The organism is Bacillus sp. 3103sda1 (assembly GCF_024159135.1).
Lineage (GTDB): Bacteria > Bacillota > Bacilli > Bacillales > Bacillaceae_G > Bacillus_A > Bacillus_A rhizoplanae.
On sequence record NZ_JAMYWS010000001.1, the window covers coordinates 3,048,321 to 3,064,973 of the forward strand.

The following is a 16,653-nucleotide window of genomic DNA, read 5'->3' on the forward strand; positions in this document are numbered from 1 at the left end:
CTTTACTTTGAGAGTGGCTCCAAAAAGAAGGAATCGTTGCTGTACCCCTACCTCGGTCTCTCCTGTTACAATATAGTTCCATTCTTTTCCTGCAATTTTCACTTATCGAATGGCTGTATTTTCAGGCTGAATATTGAATGTAAAGGAAGTAACTGGCTTTGAATGAACAAGTTTGTCATTTATTTTCCATACATTTAATATGGCTTTAACTGTATACGTTCCTGCAGGTACTCTCTTGCCCTCATTCGTTTTGTAATTCCACGTACTTTTCCATTGGATTTGTTCCCCGCTGTTTAACGACTTATGTTGAATCACCTGTAAAAAAAATTGCCCTTTACTAAAATGATACACCTGTTCTCCTTGTGCATTATACACGGTATAATCATAAGACTGGCTTGTTGGAAACTCTATAAGCATGGGCTGATCACTATTATTTTTAAACGTAAAAGTAAATGTGGCTTGTTCCGCGTCTGCGATGACATCCACATCCCATTTCCAATCTGTCATGTCTCTAACCTCCTGAGCTAAGATTAATTGATTCCCGCTAACAAAAATCATCAAAAAACAAAAGATAGCTATTCTCAAAGGTGATACTCCTTCCTAATTCATAGATGTATCCCTTTAGTATTGCTTAATTACTTTATGAAAACCCCATAGACTTTTTAAGTTTATACATTGTTTGTTAACAAATTCGAATCGTCAATTTAATCATTCTTTTTACATGGTAAAAATATTCTAAAATAGATGACTAAATTCTTCTTTTTTCCTTCTTTGATGCCATCTTGGATAAGAATTTATATAGACATTGAAACCCTTCCATAACAATGTATGAATTAAGGACACCCTATCCATTTAAACAGAGCAGAATGTCACATGGCCATTGAGAAAACAAGAAAAACGAGATCGGATAAAAAAAGCGACATTAAGATTGTCTGCAATAGCTAAAAGGAATGGATTATATACAGATTCTACAGAAGCTTAAAATGTGTCACAATCTACATGAAGAATCACTCTACCATTAGTAGGCTCTATACGTTACCACGAAACATTGAACCTATAAATTACGAATAACTAACAAAAAGCATGACATAAAATTGCCATGCTTTTTTGATTTGTGTTGCATTAAAATGAGAAAAAATATTTAAATTGATTGCTAACACAACACAATTTAAAACATGGTGAAAACGGCTAAAAAACTCTTAATGTGTTTTTTTCCAAAATGCTTGCGATACTTCATGCCCATCAAGTTAAAATTAAGTAAAATTCCGTTCAACTAGATTTTTTCTGTTTTCTAAAGAATTGATATCAGCTATCTAAAAATCTGCATACCAAATAAACCCTAACCTCATTTATACCTTTTTAACAAATTCAGATTTTAATTGCATAGCTCCAATACCATCAATTTTGCAATCAATGTCATGATCTCCCTCAACCAAACGTATATTTTTTTACTTTTGTACCTATTTTTATAACGAATGAACTTCCTTTTCAATTCATTATTTTCTCTCTGATACTTTGTAAAACTTGTATTCCCATAGGAGTGATCGTTGTACCTTGCTTCTTGATACCTACTGCGACACATCCACACCGTTTGAGAATCGATAGCTTATTGCGAATTTGAGCTTCGGATAAGGGACGGGAGAGCAATGAGCCTAAAACAGTTCGTCCCACCCGCTCCTGACGTTTACTGATATTCCACAAGATCGTCAGTATATCCTCATAATCCATTAGGGAACCGTGACGTGACAAGAATTGAAGGATGTCCTCCCTTTCCACTGTTTCTCCTCCGGCTGTTGGACCATGAGGGGTTGACAAGATGACGCTGCTATTCAATATACGTTCAGGAATATGTTGTAATTTCACTGTATCTCCTTCTACGATTACCTTCAGGTACTTAATGAAATTTTCCAACTCCCGAATATTACCTGGCCAGCTGTAGTTTAAAAGAACATTTTTTACTTCAGGTGTAAATTGTAGCTTTCTCCCATTATCATTAAGGAAATAGTCAATGAGGATAAAAAGATCCTCTTGCCGTTCTCTAAGATTTGGGATATTTAACGGCAAAACGTTGAGTCTATAGTACAAATCTTCCCGAAAAGTACCCTTAGACACCATACTATTCAGATTTCGGTTTGTGGCAGCAATCACCCTAACATTAATGGGAATTACGCGATTTCCTCCTACCCGCATCACCTGCCGCTCTTGGAGCACACGCAGCAAGGCTGCCTGAATACTAAGAGGAGCATCCCCAATCTCATCCAGAAAAATGGTTCCATTATGGGCCAATTCGAATAGACCCATTTTCCCTCCTTTTTTAGCTCCTGTGAAAGAGCCCTCTTCGTATCCAAACAATTCACTTTCTGCCAAACTTTCTGTAAGGCCAGCAAAATTGACCGGGACGAATGGGCCATCCCGCCGGGTGGAATGCCTATGAATCGCTTGGGCAAATACTTCCTTGCCTGTACCGTTTTCTCCTGTGATTAATACGGTAAAATCACTTTCTGCCAGTCTGACAGCAACCTGTTTCGCAGAAGTGATGGAATCGCTTACACCGATAATATTTTCAAAAGAATATTTTGTCGTTAATCCCAGACGGCTGCTATTTTTGCGGATTTCCTGTTCATTTCGTTGGACAATCGTGACGTCTTGAAACGTAACAACGACGCCCATCAAATGTCCGTCCAGCATTATGGGAACTTTGGTAACCAGAAGAACCTTGTTCCGTATCTTCAATAATTGATTGGACTCCTCCGCATGGGACTGAAAAATCTGATTCAGGTTAAACTCAGGGATTACATCCCAGCACGTCTTTCCAAGGCAATTCTCTGCAGACAGACTAAGAATTTTCTCTGCTTCTTCATTAAAAACCGTAATATATCCCCATTCATCCATACTGATAATCCCTTCATGAACAGCATTAAATACGGATTCCAGCTTTTGATTTAACCGCTTCTCATTGTTTACGGAATTGGCTAAATTTCTTCCAAGGCGGACAAAATCACGGAAAAACTCTGCTGTATAGAAATGCGCATTTTCTATAGGAAGATTCAATTGTTGAGCAATATCATAAATCGTTGTCAAATCGATCGGGCGTATGCCCAAATCAATCACTTTACCAATCGTCTCCGGGACAAGTTCTTTTAATCCATGAGTGACCGCCACATCGATACCCTCAAGTACAGGCCTTTCTGCTGGCTGCGGAACATATGGAATAAAGTGCAAATGATCAAATCCCAGACGATTCAAAAGCTCGATAGCATCTACAATCGTGTCCATACTATTCGAGACAAATAGACATTCAGTTCCCGGAGCAAAATCCATCAGTTGTTCGAGCTTTGGCAAATGAACGGTTCTTCTGGCAAACAGTGTCCGCTCATGGAGTAGTTTCGGTAAACGATCCAATATACTTTCGGCGGAAACTAGAATTAGTTCACACTCATCCACTAATTGGCTATCCAGCTCCTCGTGCTCATGAACGGTATAAATCTGAATATTGGTACCGAAAAACATTCTCAGGTTAGTCTCAAAGGTTTGTGCTAGCTTTTCCCCTCTTGTTAGCAGTAAAATACTCGGTCTCCCCATTTTCCTCTCCTCTTAAAATCCCTTTTTTAGAATAATAATAACCTAAACACAAACCTAAAACTATACCTAATAAAAAACAGTTCGGGACAAAAATTCCAGCTAACTCGAAACTAATCTCTAAATCTTGGACATACTGATATTATCAATCTAGAAAAGGGATGGTGTTCAAATAGTGTATAAAGTTGGCTGTTAAAGTCAACTTTATATTTTGATTAACTTCCTCTAACCGATTATATAAATTAAAAATGAATATACAATTTATCTTTTATAAATAAATTTATAGCTTAAGTAAATGATGATAAGGCCAATTAGCACGACCAAAAACTCTTCTATTGGTCCGTAAGTTACATTCTCGAAACAAAATAAACCGCCATGGACTCCGAATCCTCTCAGACACCCCCCTCCCGATCACCTTTCTAAGATCCATATGTTAGATCAAGAGGGAGCAGGACTGATCCGAATCAAAAACCGTCCGCAAACATAGTCGTGATTTAATGAACGTTCGTAAATTAAAAATAAACTTTTACAGACATTCAAAACGTTGTACTTTTACGAACGAGATGATAAGAAATTTAATATGGTATTAAAGGTAGCAATTACATCCAACATATTTCATCTTGGTTTTTCCAAAGTTAATGAAATGAAAAGGCTCCTTGATAAACAAGGAGCCTTTCTAAATTTATGAAGTTGATCTGACTGAAATATGATGGTCATTAATGTTTTTAAAATATTACAGATAATCATAAAATTAAACAGAAAAACTTTTTGGTTTTATAAATATATCTTTTACAAATCTCTCGACTTCCTCAGATGTTGTCATATTTAAAATTTGTTCAATAACTAAGTTTATTTCCGCTTTTGATAACTTAAGAATTTGGTTTCTTGCTCGTAAAATAGAAGTGGCACTCATAGAAAATTCGTCTAATCCTAAACCAAGAAGAATAGGGATCGCGATTTCATCCCCAGCCATTTCACCACATATACCTGCCCATTTTCCTTCTTTATGTGCTGCATCAATGACATTTTTGATTAAGCGAAGGATCGCCGGGTTATATGGCTGGTACAGATAAGAAACACGCTCATTCATGCGGTCTGCTGCCAGCGTATATTGAATTAAATCATTTGTTCCGATTGAAAAAAAATCAACTTCTTTTGCAAACAGGTGAGCCATCACAGCGGAAGATGGAATTTCCACCATCATCCCTACCTCAATACTTCCGGCAACGGTTGTGCCTTCAGCTTGAAGTTTTTCTTTTTCCTCTATTAAAATCGCTTTTGCTTGACGAAATTCATCAAGTGTAGCAATCATCGGGAACATAATTTTTAAATTACCGTGTACACTTGCACGCAACAGCGCACGAAGTTGTGCGCGGAACATGTCCTGCATTTCCAAACATAAACGAATCGCACGGAACCCTAAAAATGGATTCATTTCTTTTGGAAGATTTAAATATGGAAGCTCCTTGTCGCCCCCGATATCCAGTGTACGAACAACAACCGGCTTACCTTCCATTCGCTTTAATACCGTTTTGTAAGCCTCAAATTGTTCTTCTTCTGTTGGAAGTGTATCGCGCCCCATGTATAAAAATTCAGTACGGTATAAACCTACTCCTTCACCACCATTTTCAAGAACACCTTTTACATCCTCAGGAGTACCGATGTTGGCAAAAATCTCCACGCGATGTCCATCAGATGATAATGTAGGCTCATTTACAAGCTTGGCCCACTCTGCTTTTTGGGCTTCGTAAACAGCTTTTTCATCTTCGTATATCTCCACAACATCTTCTGTTGGATTGACGATTACTTTGCCCTCTAAACCGTCGACGATGACTAATACTCCGTTTTCGATATTATTTGTTACCATCTTCGTACCAACGACCGCTGGAATTTCCATAGAACACGCCATAATCGCTGAATGCGATGTACGTCCGCCTATATCCGTTGTAAAACCTTTTACATATTTGCGGTTTAATTGGGCAGTATCAGATGGTGTTAAGTCTTCTGCGACAATCACTACTTCTTCTGAAATCATGCTTGGATTGGCAATGGTCACACCTAAAAGATGCGATAACACGCGTTTTGTCACATCACGAATATCAGTAGCACGCTCTTTCATATATTCGTTGTCCATTGTCTCAAACAAGTTCACAAACATAGTGGCCACTTCGTTTAAAGCAAACTCCGCATTGACTTGCTCGCGTTTGATTTTGTCCTTAACTGGATTGATTAGTTCCGGGTCGCTCAACACGAGAAGGTGAGCAGCAAAGATTTCTGCTTTATCTTCGCCAAGTTCTTTACGAGCATGCTCTTTTATTCCTTCAAGCTCTGATTTTGATGTTTCGAGCGCTTGTTCAAAGCGTTCTACTTCCTGATCTGTATTCGTTACTGCTATTTTTTCTACAATTAACTCTGGATTTTCTAAGCGAAAAGCTTTGGCAATAGCAATGCCCGGAGAAGCTGCAATCCCTTTAATTATGATGGACATTGTTTTATTAACCCCTTTCTCAAGTTATTTTTTAGCTCAAACTTATTTTAATTTTATATTTTTCTTGTACGTCTCAACGTCCAGCTGTTCAAACGGATTTACACCAAACAAATGTACAATGTTGCTTTTTTCATGTTCGTCTTTACATCTTTATGCCTTATATATGAAACTTTTATTTTTAATACTCTCTATTTGACAGAGGGGGCTAAAAGCTCTCGTAATCGCGATTCCTAAAGAAACTGCAATTCCTGTAACATTCGTGCTGATGTTATTGGCCAATCCCCTCATTTTTTATTAACTCTTCGAGCGCTTCTAATGCTTCTTTTGCATCGTTACCTTCAGCTACGATTGTGACTTCAGCCCCACTCGGAACCCCAAGAGACATGACACCCATAATTGATTTTAAATTTACAGACTTCCCATTGTACTGAAGAACTATTTCTGCCTCATATTGACCTACTTTATTGACCAGCTGTGCTGCTGGTCTTGCATGAATACCGAATTTTTCGATAATTTTAAATGTTTTTTCTGCCATTTTATATTTCTCTCTTTCTTTACTAAATTTTAATACTCATTCTAGTATCTATTTTGTGTTCTAATACCGAAATTGCCTCTTTATCCGCCAATTTCTTCTCCAGGGCAACCTTAATAACGAACGGTTCCTTCTATATTGTTTTCTTCCATGTAATAACGAAGTACCATAGCTGCTGCCAGTGAACCTGTTCCAAGTAAGTTATGTTCGCAACCATGTCCATTTCCGTCCTTTTCCACCGGATTATATTGTGGTACGCCACCTGAACTGTAACCGGAGGAAAATTTTGAAATGTATAATGGGGTATTGTAGAAAATAGATCAATTGAATCACTCATAAACAAATGTTATGAGTGATTCAACGATTAGGTTAATTCAGTGTAAAAGCGGCAGCGATCGCCCCGCACTATGGATATACAAAATTCAACAGGCACACCATTGGTATCGTAGGCAGTTCGTTCAAGCAGAAGTGCGGGACGACCTTCCTCCGTTTGCAGATATTCACTTTCGTCGGCACGGATGAGAACGGGTTCAAATGCCTCATTTGCTCTTGTTACCACGGTATTAAACTGTTGTGAAAATAAATCATATAAAGAAATTTCGCCTACCTTTTTTAACTGCTCTATATCTGTAACAACATGTTTCGGAATAAAAGATGATTCCAAAATAAACGGCTCATCTTCAGCACAGCGAAGGCGTTTCATTTCAATGACATTCACATCTTCACTCAGCTGCAGCGCTTCTTTGATTTTGGCAGTCGGTTTGATTTCTTCTATTTTCAGAATGATATCCTTAGGGTTCAAGCCTTTTTCTTTCAATACTTTACTAAAGCTGTAAAATCCCATCAATGACTGCTGCAATTTTGGTTTTGCCACGAAGGTACCTTTTCCTTGGATTCGGTATAGAATTCCTTCCTGTACAAGCTCCTCAATCGCTTTTTTTGCCGTGTTGCGACTCACACCAAATTGATCCATTAACTGATTTTCTGATGGGATTTTATCACCAAGTGCCCAATGACCTTTTTCAATTGAATCCTTTAATCTTTCCATTAATTGATGATAAAGCGGGATTATACTTTCATGCTGCAATGGTTTCATTTTATTAAACCTGCCTCCAAATCATACTAATGTTCTTTTAATAACCTAAATTATACCATCAACACTTGTAGCGTCAACCTAACAACCAGATTCTATAAAGGAATAGTTTCTACCAAGCTATAATAATGATGGCTTATCAAAGTCGCTATTAATATCTTCTACGCTTGTAAAATATTGATAGCCTCCTTACTCGGACCGTTTGCCGTGTTCTAGTCAAAACGACTTTTAAAAATAAGGAAGCGCGAGAACCTTCCCCACACTTTCTTACCTCGCTTCCTTACCCTGAAATTTTTGCAAACCACGGGCTTGCTGTCTCTTTCAAGACAATATTTAGTTCTTGGATATTTTTTTTGCCGGTTTCTTGTAACCAAGCACGTCCGGCTTGTTCACCATTTTCGGCAAATTGAGCGACGCCATTTTTCCATGTTGCCCGGCCACAGAGGACACCGTTGAAAGTTGAGCCGGATTTTTTTGCAAACGTCAAGGTTTCTTGGAACAATTCTGCACTTACGCCGGCGCTTAAGAAGATAAACGGCAGATCTGTTGCCTCACTTTGCTCTTTGAAATACGCAGCCGCTTTTTCCTTGCTGTAGGCTATCTCGCCTTCTGCGTAACCCTCTACAAACTTCATATCTACTGGAACTTCTACCTTTAAAACGTCCACCTTGTATTGTGGTTTAGAGAATTCCCTCATGGCCTCGATAACCTTATGAGGCTTCACTTTGGCATACTCCAGGCTTTTCACATCATCATTTTTGGCATCATAAGACACTATTTCAAGGAAGAACGGAATGTCTTCTTCCGCACACTCAGATCCAACTCGTTCCATATAAACGTGCTTATAGTCATTAATTTTTTCATCTTCATCTACATCATAGTACAGTAAAAATTTAACCGCATCTGCTCCAGCTTCCTTCAGGCGTCTAACAGACCACTCTGACAATAAATCAGGCAATCGACCCTCGGCTGTTGCATCATAGCCTGTTTTTTCATACGCCACCAATAACCCAGCGTCCGAATGACGGACTTTCGAAGCCGGCAGACCATATTCCGGATCCAATAGAATTGACGTTGCATATGGTGTTAACTCTTCAGAAACCAATTCTTTGAAGCGAATGATGCCCCCATCCCCGACATTATTCTCACCTCCAGCTGCAATCATTTTCTTTAATGAACCGCGTTGATCGATCGCCAAAGCACCGATAATTCCATTTTCATCCGACAAACGCTTGAGAGCTGCTAATTTATTATTCGTTAATGCTAACATCAACAATCACCTCTATTAATCTATTTTAATAACCTCTACCATTTCAAAAAATTGATCGAACTTCTCCGGATCAATATAACCTGTTCCCTCTTCCATCGTATTGAGCATTCCCGTCGTCATCGCAGTTTTCAGGATGTCCGGAACGGATTGCTTTCGTTTCAGGGCAACCGCTAATCCCGCAACGGTCGCATCACCCGAGCCAACAGGGTTCACGACCTCAATAGCAGGAATGGTAACCCGGTAATAATCTTCACCATGCTTGAAAAAAGCACCTGCCGCTCCCATCGAAACGACAATCCATTCAATCCCATGAAATAACTCATTGGTTAACAGTTGTTTCAAGCTGTTTGTGCTCTCCTCCACTTCCATGCCAAGAAGCTGGAACAGTTCTGAGATATTTGGCTTGATCGCAAAGGGTTTTACATTATGGTTCAAAACCTGTCGGAGCGGCTCCCCTGATGTATCAACAATCACGGGAATTCCTTTCTCCCGGCCAATTTCGACCATCTGACGGTAAAATCCAGACTCAAGCCCTTTTGGCAAACTACCCGAAATAGTAACAAGAGAAACTTCAGACAGCAGTTCACGATATTTTTCTAAAAAGGCTGCTCCTTCTGCCGCGGATAAAATTGGCCCGGATTCGAGGATTTCTGTCTGCTTGCCATCATGGAGAATCGCGATACAGTTTCTTGATTCTTGATTGATTTTATAAAAATGATTCCTGATATCACTTTTCGTCAATTCTTGAATTATGCAACCGCCGATAGTCCCGCCAATTACACCTGTGGCCAAAACGTCTTCGCCCATCTGCTTGACAACCCGAGCGACATTTAAGCCTTTTCCGCCTGCAGTTTTACGAACATTTTCCACACGATTTACATCATCTAGCTTAAAATCTTGAATTGGATAGGAAATATCAATGGATGGATTCATGGTGACAGCTAAAATCATTGCACTCCCTCTTTCCCTATCAAGTTTTCAGTTTGAAACCGGCAAACCCCATTAAGATACATGGCAGTGAATTCGAGCTCCGGTGTTAAGACGATAAAATCGGCATCATAACCGCTCGCAATCATACCGCATTCCCCATCGATGCCAATACTTTTCGCGGGTGCTATACTTGCCATATAGAAGGCTTCCTCATGGGTCACAGTTCCCCAATCAACGGCATTTTTGACAGCCTCTTTTAATTGCAAAATACTGCCCACCGCAATCTTTGTTCCGCCAATATCAATGCCTATTGCCATTTTCATGTTCCTGCACCTCTATTTATTCTAGTGTACCTGCTCATCTGTTTTAAAAAATTGATGTAATCAGGAAGACGAGTTGTTCTTCCAAAAAATCAATTGTAACATCGGGTTGTTGGTACAAGTTAAAGCAAAAGAAAAACTCATAGAAACTAGATTATGAGAATAATAGTTAGATTGTTTTAAATAATTCTATTATATCACCATAACTTGTAGGGTTAACCCAGCAATTATAAAACGTTTAATGCGGACGGATTTGGCCGCATTAAACGTTTTAATTTTCAAAAAAATCAGACCAATAACCTAGCCACCCTTACAATATTCAGTTGTAGTTCCGTTCTATCATATTCCTTATCAGGGCGTGGGAGTCACAATTATTAGACTTATAGATTGTTATCGCTTTCATTATATGCTAGACTCTTTGAATCTTGGACGTTCCGACTTTTGAAAACCTTTAATCGCTTCTTTACCAGTATTGATCGCTAAATCTCTTAATCCATCGATTTGAAGTCCGTCCTTTAGTAAAGCAGTTTCGATGACCATCGCAAGATTTGTTCCGCCAACCACAGCAGAACCTTCCTTCCCATTCGTAAGCGAAACGGCCGTTTTAAACGGAGAACCGCCAACTAAATCACATAAGACTAAGATAAATTCACATTCTTGTAATCTTGAAAAAGCCTCAAGCAGCTTTTTCTCAAGGTCACATGTTGAATCGCATTCAAGAAAATCCACGTATTCCACATTGGGTTGATCTCCAGCGATTAGTTTTACCGAAGATTGAAGACCCGTTGCAAACGATCCATGACCGCTAATAATCAAACCATTCATTTTAAAAATCCTCCTAACATGCTAAATATTATAAAATGGTTCCAAAAGGAAATGGAATTTTACCAATAATACCGATGATAACGGTAATGATAATTAGCTTAACTGGAGAAAATCCCTTTTTTAATAGATAGTACATTAATAATGTATATGCTAAAGGCAATAAGTTCGGCATGAGTTTATCGAGTACATCCTTTTGCAGGGCAATTTTTGCCTTACCAGCATGGATCACTAAACTTGATTCTAACTTTACGAATGAGGCAATCAATGCGCCAACAACTGTTAACCCTACAATAGATGCCGCATGTGCTACTTTTTTAGTATTTTCCTTTAAAGAACTGATAGCATTTGTTCCGGCACTATAACCGTAATGCATTAATCCAAATCTAAGAGCAAAATGAACTGCGTTAAAGATTAATAGGAAGATCACTGCCCCCATAGGGTTTCCATCTTGCCCAAGTGAAGCACCTATACCAACACAAATGGGAAGGAGGGTCAGCCAGAAAAGGGCATCACCAATTCCTCCAAGCGGTCCCATCATGGCTACCCGAATGGCTCTAATCGTGTTTCGGTTTTGTTTCTTTTCCTCCAGAGCAAGGACAATCCCCATAATAATGTTTACAAGGAATGGATGCGTGTTGAAGAATTCCATATGACTTTTCATCGATTCACTTAAATCGTGCTTATTTTTGTGAATCTTTTTCAAACCTGGCAAAATCGAATATAACCATCCCGCGGCCTGCATTCTTTCATAGTTAAATGACGCTTGAAGTAAAAGGGATCGCCATACCATCTTGTTTAAATCTTTTTTGGTCAAGACCTGTTTTGTAGCACCGTCTTGATAATAATCCGGACTGCTCGTATGATCCACTGTCGTTACTACTTGTTTAGATTCCACGTTTTGCACCCCCCATTACTGATCCATTACCAGAATTTGCTTTGAAGTAATCGTATAGCGCAATAGCAACCCCAATTAAAGCAACAGCAATGACTGGCAACTTCATATATGTGACTAAAATAAATCCGACGATTAAAAAGGCAACATATTGTTTTTTCAACATAATTTTTAATAGCATCGCAAAACCAATTGCGGCCATCATTCCCCCGGCAACACCAAGGCCGCTAATAAGCCATTTTGGTAAAGCCTCTACGACCCCTTTCGCAGCGTCTGCGCCAAAATAAATTGGTAAAAAAGCAATAACAAAATAGAATGCAAATAATGTAAGAATCCCCAAATAATTAATCCGTTCAATTCCCTTTGTATTAGCCTCTTGTGCATATTGGTCAGCTTTATGCATAACCGGAGAAAAAGCAGTAAACATGAGGGTGATACATGCCTGAACTGCAACTGCAAACGGAACAGCAATACCGATTGCCACTTTTGGCTCTTGTCCTGTCAGAATCGCAAACGACGTTCCGATTATTCCCCCAATAACAACGTTTGGCGGCTGTGCCCCAGCGAGCGGCACCATACCGGCCCACACTAATTCAATGGCAGCACCTGTCATAACCCCTGTTTGTAAATCCCCAAAAATCAAACCAATAATGACACCGGTTACAATTGGCCGGTGAATGTGGAACAACCCGTTAAACAGGTCTATTCCTGCAATTCCAGCCCATATGGCAACTAATAAGGCTTGAAGCAGCATGTGATTATCCATTCATTCTCACTTCTTTCTATAAGTGTTTATAAATATCATCTGGTCTTTCATCCGGAACACGACGTACCTCAAGTTTCACTCCCAAGTCACGCAGCTTCCTAAGGGCTTCTTTATCATCTTCATCAACGGAAACGGTGGAGAATAATTGTGTTTTCCCTTGAGAAAAATGCATATTTCCAATATTCACCTTGTCAATTGGCACACCCCCCTCTACAAGTCGCAACACATCTTGTGGTGTTTTTACAACTAAAAAGATATGCTGTTCATCTGCTGCATTGTGAATCACATCAATGGTTGTCTGGACTGAGAAAAAGCGAATTCCGATTGACCCCGGAACAACCATTTCCATTAAATCCTGTTGTATCTCATCTTCAGACACTTCATCATTTACGACGACAATTAAATTAGCTCCTAAATGATTAACCCATGTAACTCCTACTTGACCATGAACCAATCGGTTGTCGATTCTTGTTAGTAAAATATTCGGCATGATATTACCCCCTATAAATATGATGGATATATTTTAACTCCTTTAACAACCCGGTTTACCATACAAGATGATGATGGGTTATCTAGAGCTATTCCCAAATAAATCGAAATGCAAAAAGCAGACCATAAAGCAAATTGTTCAAGGAAAGGAAGACACGTCATTACCAGTTAGAGCGTGCCTAGATTAATTTTCTAGGCAAACATGGTATTTAAACTTATCCCCCCTGGCGATAATATTCGTATACTCAATCACCCGATCTACCCCATGTGTTAATTGTTCAATACGTAAACACGGCAAGGATAGTGGCACCTTTAGCAGGACACCTTTAAGCCTTTTTCCCCAGCTGTTTTTCGAACTTCTCCCACAATATTCACCGCATCTAACTTGAATTCATGAAGAGGATAGGGAATATCAACGGATGGATTCATCGTGACAGCTAAAATCATCGAACTCCCTCTTTCCGTAAATGGTAACGACAAGCACCATCAAGGTACGTCGCCATTAATTCCAGTTCAGGATTCAACACAATAAAGTCAGCAGCGTAACCCTTAGCAATTTTCCCGCATTCCCCATCCATCCCAATACTTTTAGCAGGTGCGGTACTCGCCATATAGATTGCTTCCTCCGGGGTGGCAATCCCCCAATCAACGACATTTTTGACTGCATCTTTCAGCTGTAAAACACTGCCTGCTAAACTGCCGCCCTCGATACGGGCCGCACCAGCTTTCACCTCTACAGCAAATTCTCCGAGCTGATAGGTTCCTTCCGGCATTCCCCCAGCCATCATACAATCGGTGACCAAAACGGTTTGATCTCTGCCGCGTGCATTCATTAAAATATTGGCGGCAGCAGGATGAACATGGTGTCCGTCACAAATGATTTCTGCAAAAACATCTTTTAGATTCATAGCAGCGCCGGCCATCCCTGGCTCACGATGGTGCAGCGGGCTCATTCCATTGAACGTATGAACAAAAATCGAAGCCCCTCTATCAACCGCTTGCTTTGCTTCTTCATAAGTTGCATCACTGTGAGCTAACGCCACAGCTATCTCTTCACCGACAGCATATTCAATAAATTCCGCTGCACCTTTTCTTTCAGGTGCAATCGCAATTTTTTTAATAGAATCATTGGATAATCTCTGCCAAACTTTCAACTTTTCAATGGATGGGTCACAAAAATATTTCGTATTTTGTGCCCCTTTATGCTTTTCGGTAAAAAACGGCCCTTCTAAAAATATGCCTTTAATTTTGGCTCCCCTGACTTTCGTATAATTGGCACCGATCATTTCAGCGACTTGATTCAACGCTTCTGTTGAAGAGGTTAAGGTTGTCGGCAAAAATGAGGTAACTCCGCAGGAAAGAAGTCCTTCAGATATCTCATTCAATCCTTGAAAATCATTGTCCATAATGTCGTGATTTCGAAATCCATGAATATGTGTATCTACTAAACCAGGAGCAATCCAACACCCCGCGTAATCAATGATTTCTGCCGCTTCATCAGGCCGATTTTCAGAAAAAACACCAAATTTCCCATCTTTTATTTCCAAAAATCCAGGCCCTATGACCTTCTCCTCAAGAAAAAACTGATCGGCAAAGATAAACATCGACTTGCTGCTCTCCCTACCCAAATTACTGGTATTCATAGATGGTCACGCCTTTAACGACACGGTTCACTGTTCCTGTCGGCGACGGGGTATCCGGTGTATTGCCAACCTTTATCGAAGCCAGCAATGAAACTGTCTGGCCAATCATGACAAAAGGTAACGCCAGATAAGCATCTGGTATAGATTGAGCCTCCCTGCCAAAACTAAATGTGTTCCCATCATAATTGGTTTCTCCCTCAACCTCGATGGCACATATATAACTGGCAATGTTGTCCTGCTGCATTTCTTTTAACATATCTAAATCGTATTGACGTGTATAAGGCTGGTTGGAAACAAACACAAAAACCACGGAATTTTCATTCACAAATGATTTAGGACCATGCCGGAAGCCTAACGGTGAATCAAAGTTAGTGACTATTTTTCCAGCTGTCAGTTCTAATATTTTTAATTGTGCTTCTCTCGTTAAACCTTCTAAACTGCCAGAGCCTAAGTAAACGATACGGTCAAAATCACGATCGATAATCGCTTGAATAACGTCTTCTCTTTCAATAACACTTTCACCCATTTGCCGAATCGCTTTTACAATGGCTGTTTTTTCTTCCAGGGGCTTAGGATCAAAAACGAGCAAAGTCGATAGTGCCATGCACGTATAACTTCCCGTCATCGCAAACCCTTGATCATTCGATTTTTCAGGCATCAAAAGCAATAAATTATTTTCATCCCCTGCTGCCCGCTTGGCCAATTGACCATCCTTATTACAAGTAATTGTTAGATGATACAAATCGGTCACAATTTGCTCCGTTAATTGGACGGCAGCAATACTTTCCGGGCTGTTGCCGCTTCTTGCAAACGAAACGAGTAAGGTTGGGAAATCCGCTTTTAGGAATTGATAAGGATTTGATACCAAGGTGGTTGTCGGAATACTCAGCAATTCCCACTGTTTTTCATCCACTTTTTCTTTTAGGTATGGGGTGACGAGATCACCGACATAGGCAGATGTTCCGGCACCGGTAAAAATAACGCGAACCCGGCCGTGTTTCATTGATATTTTTAGTAGAAACTTTTCAATCTCACTGCTTCTATCCATGTACAATGCAAAGGTTTCAGCCCATAGATCAGGCTGCTGTTTTATTTCTGCGGTTGTGACTTGTGCACCTAATGGTACTAATTTTTCTTGACTGAATGTAAACATATCCGACACTCCTCTTTCAATTCTTTCGAATACTCGCAATCCTGCACCAACAACACCATTATTCTGCGCCAGTATGTGGGAAGACGAGTTTTCTTCAAAAAATCCATCCCACACCCTTTATAACATTGGGTTGATGGTATAAGTTGAACGGAAGAAAAACTCATAGAAATTAGACTATGAGAATAATCTGAATATTATATGCAATTTTATTATACCACATCATGATGTAGGGTCAACCCAACAAGTTAAATAAATTTTAATTTTCAAATAAAATTATTCAACAACCTAACCCCTTACAAATTCATTTGTAGCTCCGCTCTATCACTTTTTTATTAGAGCTTGACAGCACCAATTTTCGAGATATACATTGTTCTACCCTGAACTTTACCCAACTATTGCCTCTATCCCTAATTGCTCTATAAGGTCCGGCGCATCCCCGCTTAACGCCGCATTTCTCACCTTCGACATGACTTCACGGCCCATCCATTGTACATCCACTTTGACATTTGGATTCGCATCCTCAAATTCATCAATAATTTTTTGGATGACAACCTGTTGCGGTTCCCCTTTGTTCCACATAGACCAGTACTTGATTGTGGTTTTTCCTAAAGAAGAACTGCTGCTGCAGGTAATAAAATAGCGAACAACAGGATTGAAATAATCACACTGCTAA

Annotated in this window: 17 protein-coding genes and 1 pseudogene; all 18 read right to left on the reverse strand. The window is 39.6% G+C overall.

What is annotated here, in order from left to right; all coding sequences use genetic code 11:
* Positions 1–102: 102 nt before the first annotated feature.
* The 18 genes and pseudogenes from NKR74_RS15220 to NKR74_RS15305 all read right to left on the reverse strand — a co-directional run bounded on the left by NKR74_RS15220 (position 103) and on the right by NKR74_RS15305 (position 16,559).
* Complete coding sequence (locus NKR74_RS15220) at positions 103–507, reverse strand: BsuPI-related putative proteinase inhibitor (protein ID WP_253630142.1); 405 nt, start codon at positions 505–507, stop codon at positions 103–105.
* 842 nt (positions 508–1,349) lie between these two features.
* A pseudogene (locus tag NKR74_RS15225) lies at positions 1,350–1,488 on the reverse strand (alkylphosphonate utilization protein); the annotation flags it as partial.
* The gene (locus tag NKR74_RS15230) at positions 1,489–3,582 is read right to left on the reverse strand and encodes a sigma-54 interaction domain-containing protein (protein ID WP_253630143.1); all 2,094 of its coding nucleotides are present in this window, start codon (positions 3,580–3,582) and stop codon (positions 1,489–1,491) included. It abuts the pseudogene before it with no gap.
* A gap of 748 nt (positions 3,583–4,330) precedes the next feature.
* A complete protein-coding gene (gene ptsP / locus NKR74_RS15235) occupies positions 4,331–6,067 on the reverse strand; it encodes a phosphoenolpyruvate--protein phosphotransferase (protein ID WP_253630144.1) in 1,737 nt (578 codons plus the stop codon).
* A 268-nt stretch (positions 6,068–6,335) separates the two neighbouring features.
* Entirely contained in the window at positions 6,336–6,602 is a 267-nt protein-coding gene (locus NKR74_RS15240; protein WP_253630145.1) for a phosphocarrier protein HPr, read from the reverse strand.
* A gap of 110 nt (positions 6,603–6,712) precedes the next feature.
* Positions 6,713–6,838, reverse strand: coding sequence for a hypothetical protein (locus NKR74_RS23975; RefSeq protein WP_301287882.1), 126 nt, complete (start codon positions 6,836–6,838; stop codon positions 6,713–6,715).
* Positions 6,839–6,963: 125 nt separating this feature from the next.
* On the reverse strand, positions 6,964–7,695 hold the full coding sequence (locus NKR74_RS15245) for a GntR family transcriptional regulator (protein ID WP_301287710.1): 732 nt from the start codon (positions 7,693–7,695) through the stop codon (positions 6,964–6,966).
* Between the two features lie 277 nt (positions 7,696–7,972).
* Entirely contained in the window at positions 7,973–8,962 is a 990-nt protein-coding gene (gene lacD, locus NKR74_RS15255) for a tagatose-bisphosphate aldolase (RefSeq protein ID WP_253630146.1), read from the reverse strand.
* A gap of 15 nt (positions 8,963–8,977) precedes the next feature.
* Positions 8,978–9,913 carry a tagatose-6-phosphate kinase gene (lacC, locus tag NKR74_RS15260; RefSeq protein WP_253630147.1) on the reverse strand — a complete coding sequence of 312 codons (936 nt, stop codon included), beginning with the start codon at positions 9,911–9,913 and terminating at the stop codon, positions 8,978–8,980.
* A complete protein-coding gene (locus NKR74_RS15265) occupies positions 9,910–10,215 on the reverse strand; it encodes an amidohydrolase family protein (protein ID WP_253630148.1) in 306 nt (101 codons plus the stop codon). The genes lacC and NKR74_RS15265 overlap by 4 nt, the downstream gene beginning before the upstream one ends.
* A gap of 399 nt (positions 10,216–10,614) precedes the next feature.
* Positions 10,615–11,037, reverse strand: a complete 423-nt coding sequence (gene agaF, locus NKR74_RS15270) for a PTS galactosamine/N-acetylgalactosamine transporter subunit IIA (protein ID WP_253630149.1) — start codon at positions 11,035–11,037, stop codon at positions 10,615–10,617.
* A gap of 28 nt (positions 11,038–11,065) precedes the next feature.
* Positions 11,066–11,932: a PTS system mannose/fructose/sorbose family transporter subunit IID gene (locus NKR74_RS15275; protein ID WP_253630150.1), complete on the reverse strand. Its 867-nt coding sequence runs from the start codon at positions 11,930–11,932 to the stop codon at positions 11,066–11,068.
* Complete coding sequence (agaW, locus tag NKR74_RS15280; protein WP_253630151.1) at positions 11,922–12,695, reverse strand: PTS N-acetylgalactosamine transporter subunit IIC; 774 nt, start codon at positions 12,693–12,695, stop codon at positions 11,922–11,924. The genes NKR74_RS15275 and agaW overlap by 11 nt, the downstream gene beginning before the upstream one ends.
* 16 nt (positions 12,696–12,711) lie before the next feature.
* On the reverse strand, positions 12,712–13,185 hold the full coding sequence (gene agaV / locus NKR74_RS15285) for a PTS N-acetylgalactosamine transporter subunit IIB (protein WP_253630152.1): 474 nt from the start codon (positions 13,183–13,185) through the stop codon (positions 12,712–12,714).
* 311 nt (positions 13,186–13,496) lie between these two features.
* Complete coding sequence (locus NKR74_RS15290) at positions 13,497–13,631, reverse strand: hypothetical protein (RefSeq protein ID WP_375337674.1); 135 nt, start codon at positions 13,629–13,631, stop codon at positions 13,497–13,499.
* On the reverse strand, positions 13,628–14,788 hold the full coding sequence (gene nagA / locus NKR74_RS15295; protein WP_253630153.1) for an N-acetylglucosamine-6-phosphate deacetylase: 1,161 nt from the start codon (positions 14,786–14,788) through the stop codon (positions 13,628–13,630). The genes NKR74_RS15290 and nagA overlap by 4 nt, the downstream gene beginning before the upstream one ends.
* A gap of 25 nt (positions 14,789–14,813) precedes the next feature.
* A complete protein-coding gene (locus tag NKR74_RS15300) occupies positions 14,814–15,980 on the reverse strand; it encodes an SIS domain-containing protein (RefSeq protein ID WP_253630154.1) in 1,167 nt (388 codons plus the stop codon).
* Between the two features lie 384 nt (positions 15,981–16,364).
* A complete protein-coding gene (locus NKR74_RS15305; RefSeq protein WP_253630155.1) occupies positions 16,365–16,559 on the reverse strand; it encodes an extracellular solute-binding protein in 195 nt (64 codons plus the stop codon).
* Between the last annotated feature and the right edge of the window lie 94 nt (positions 16,560–16,653).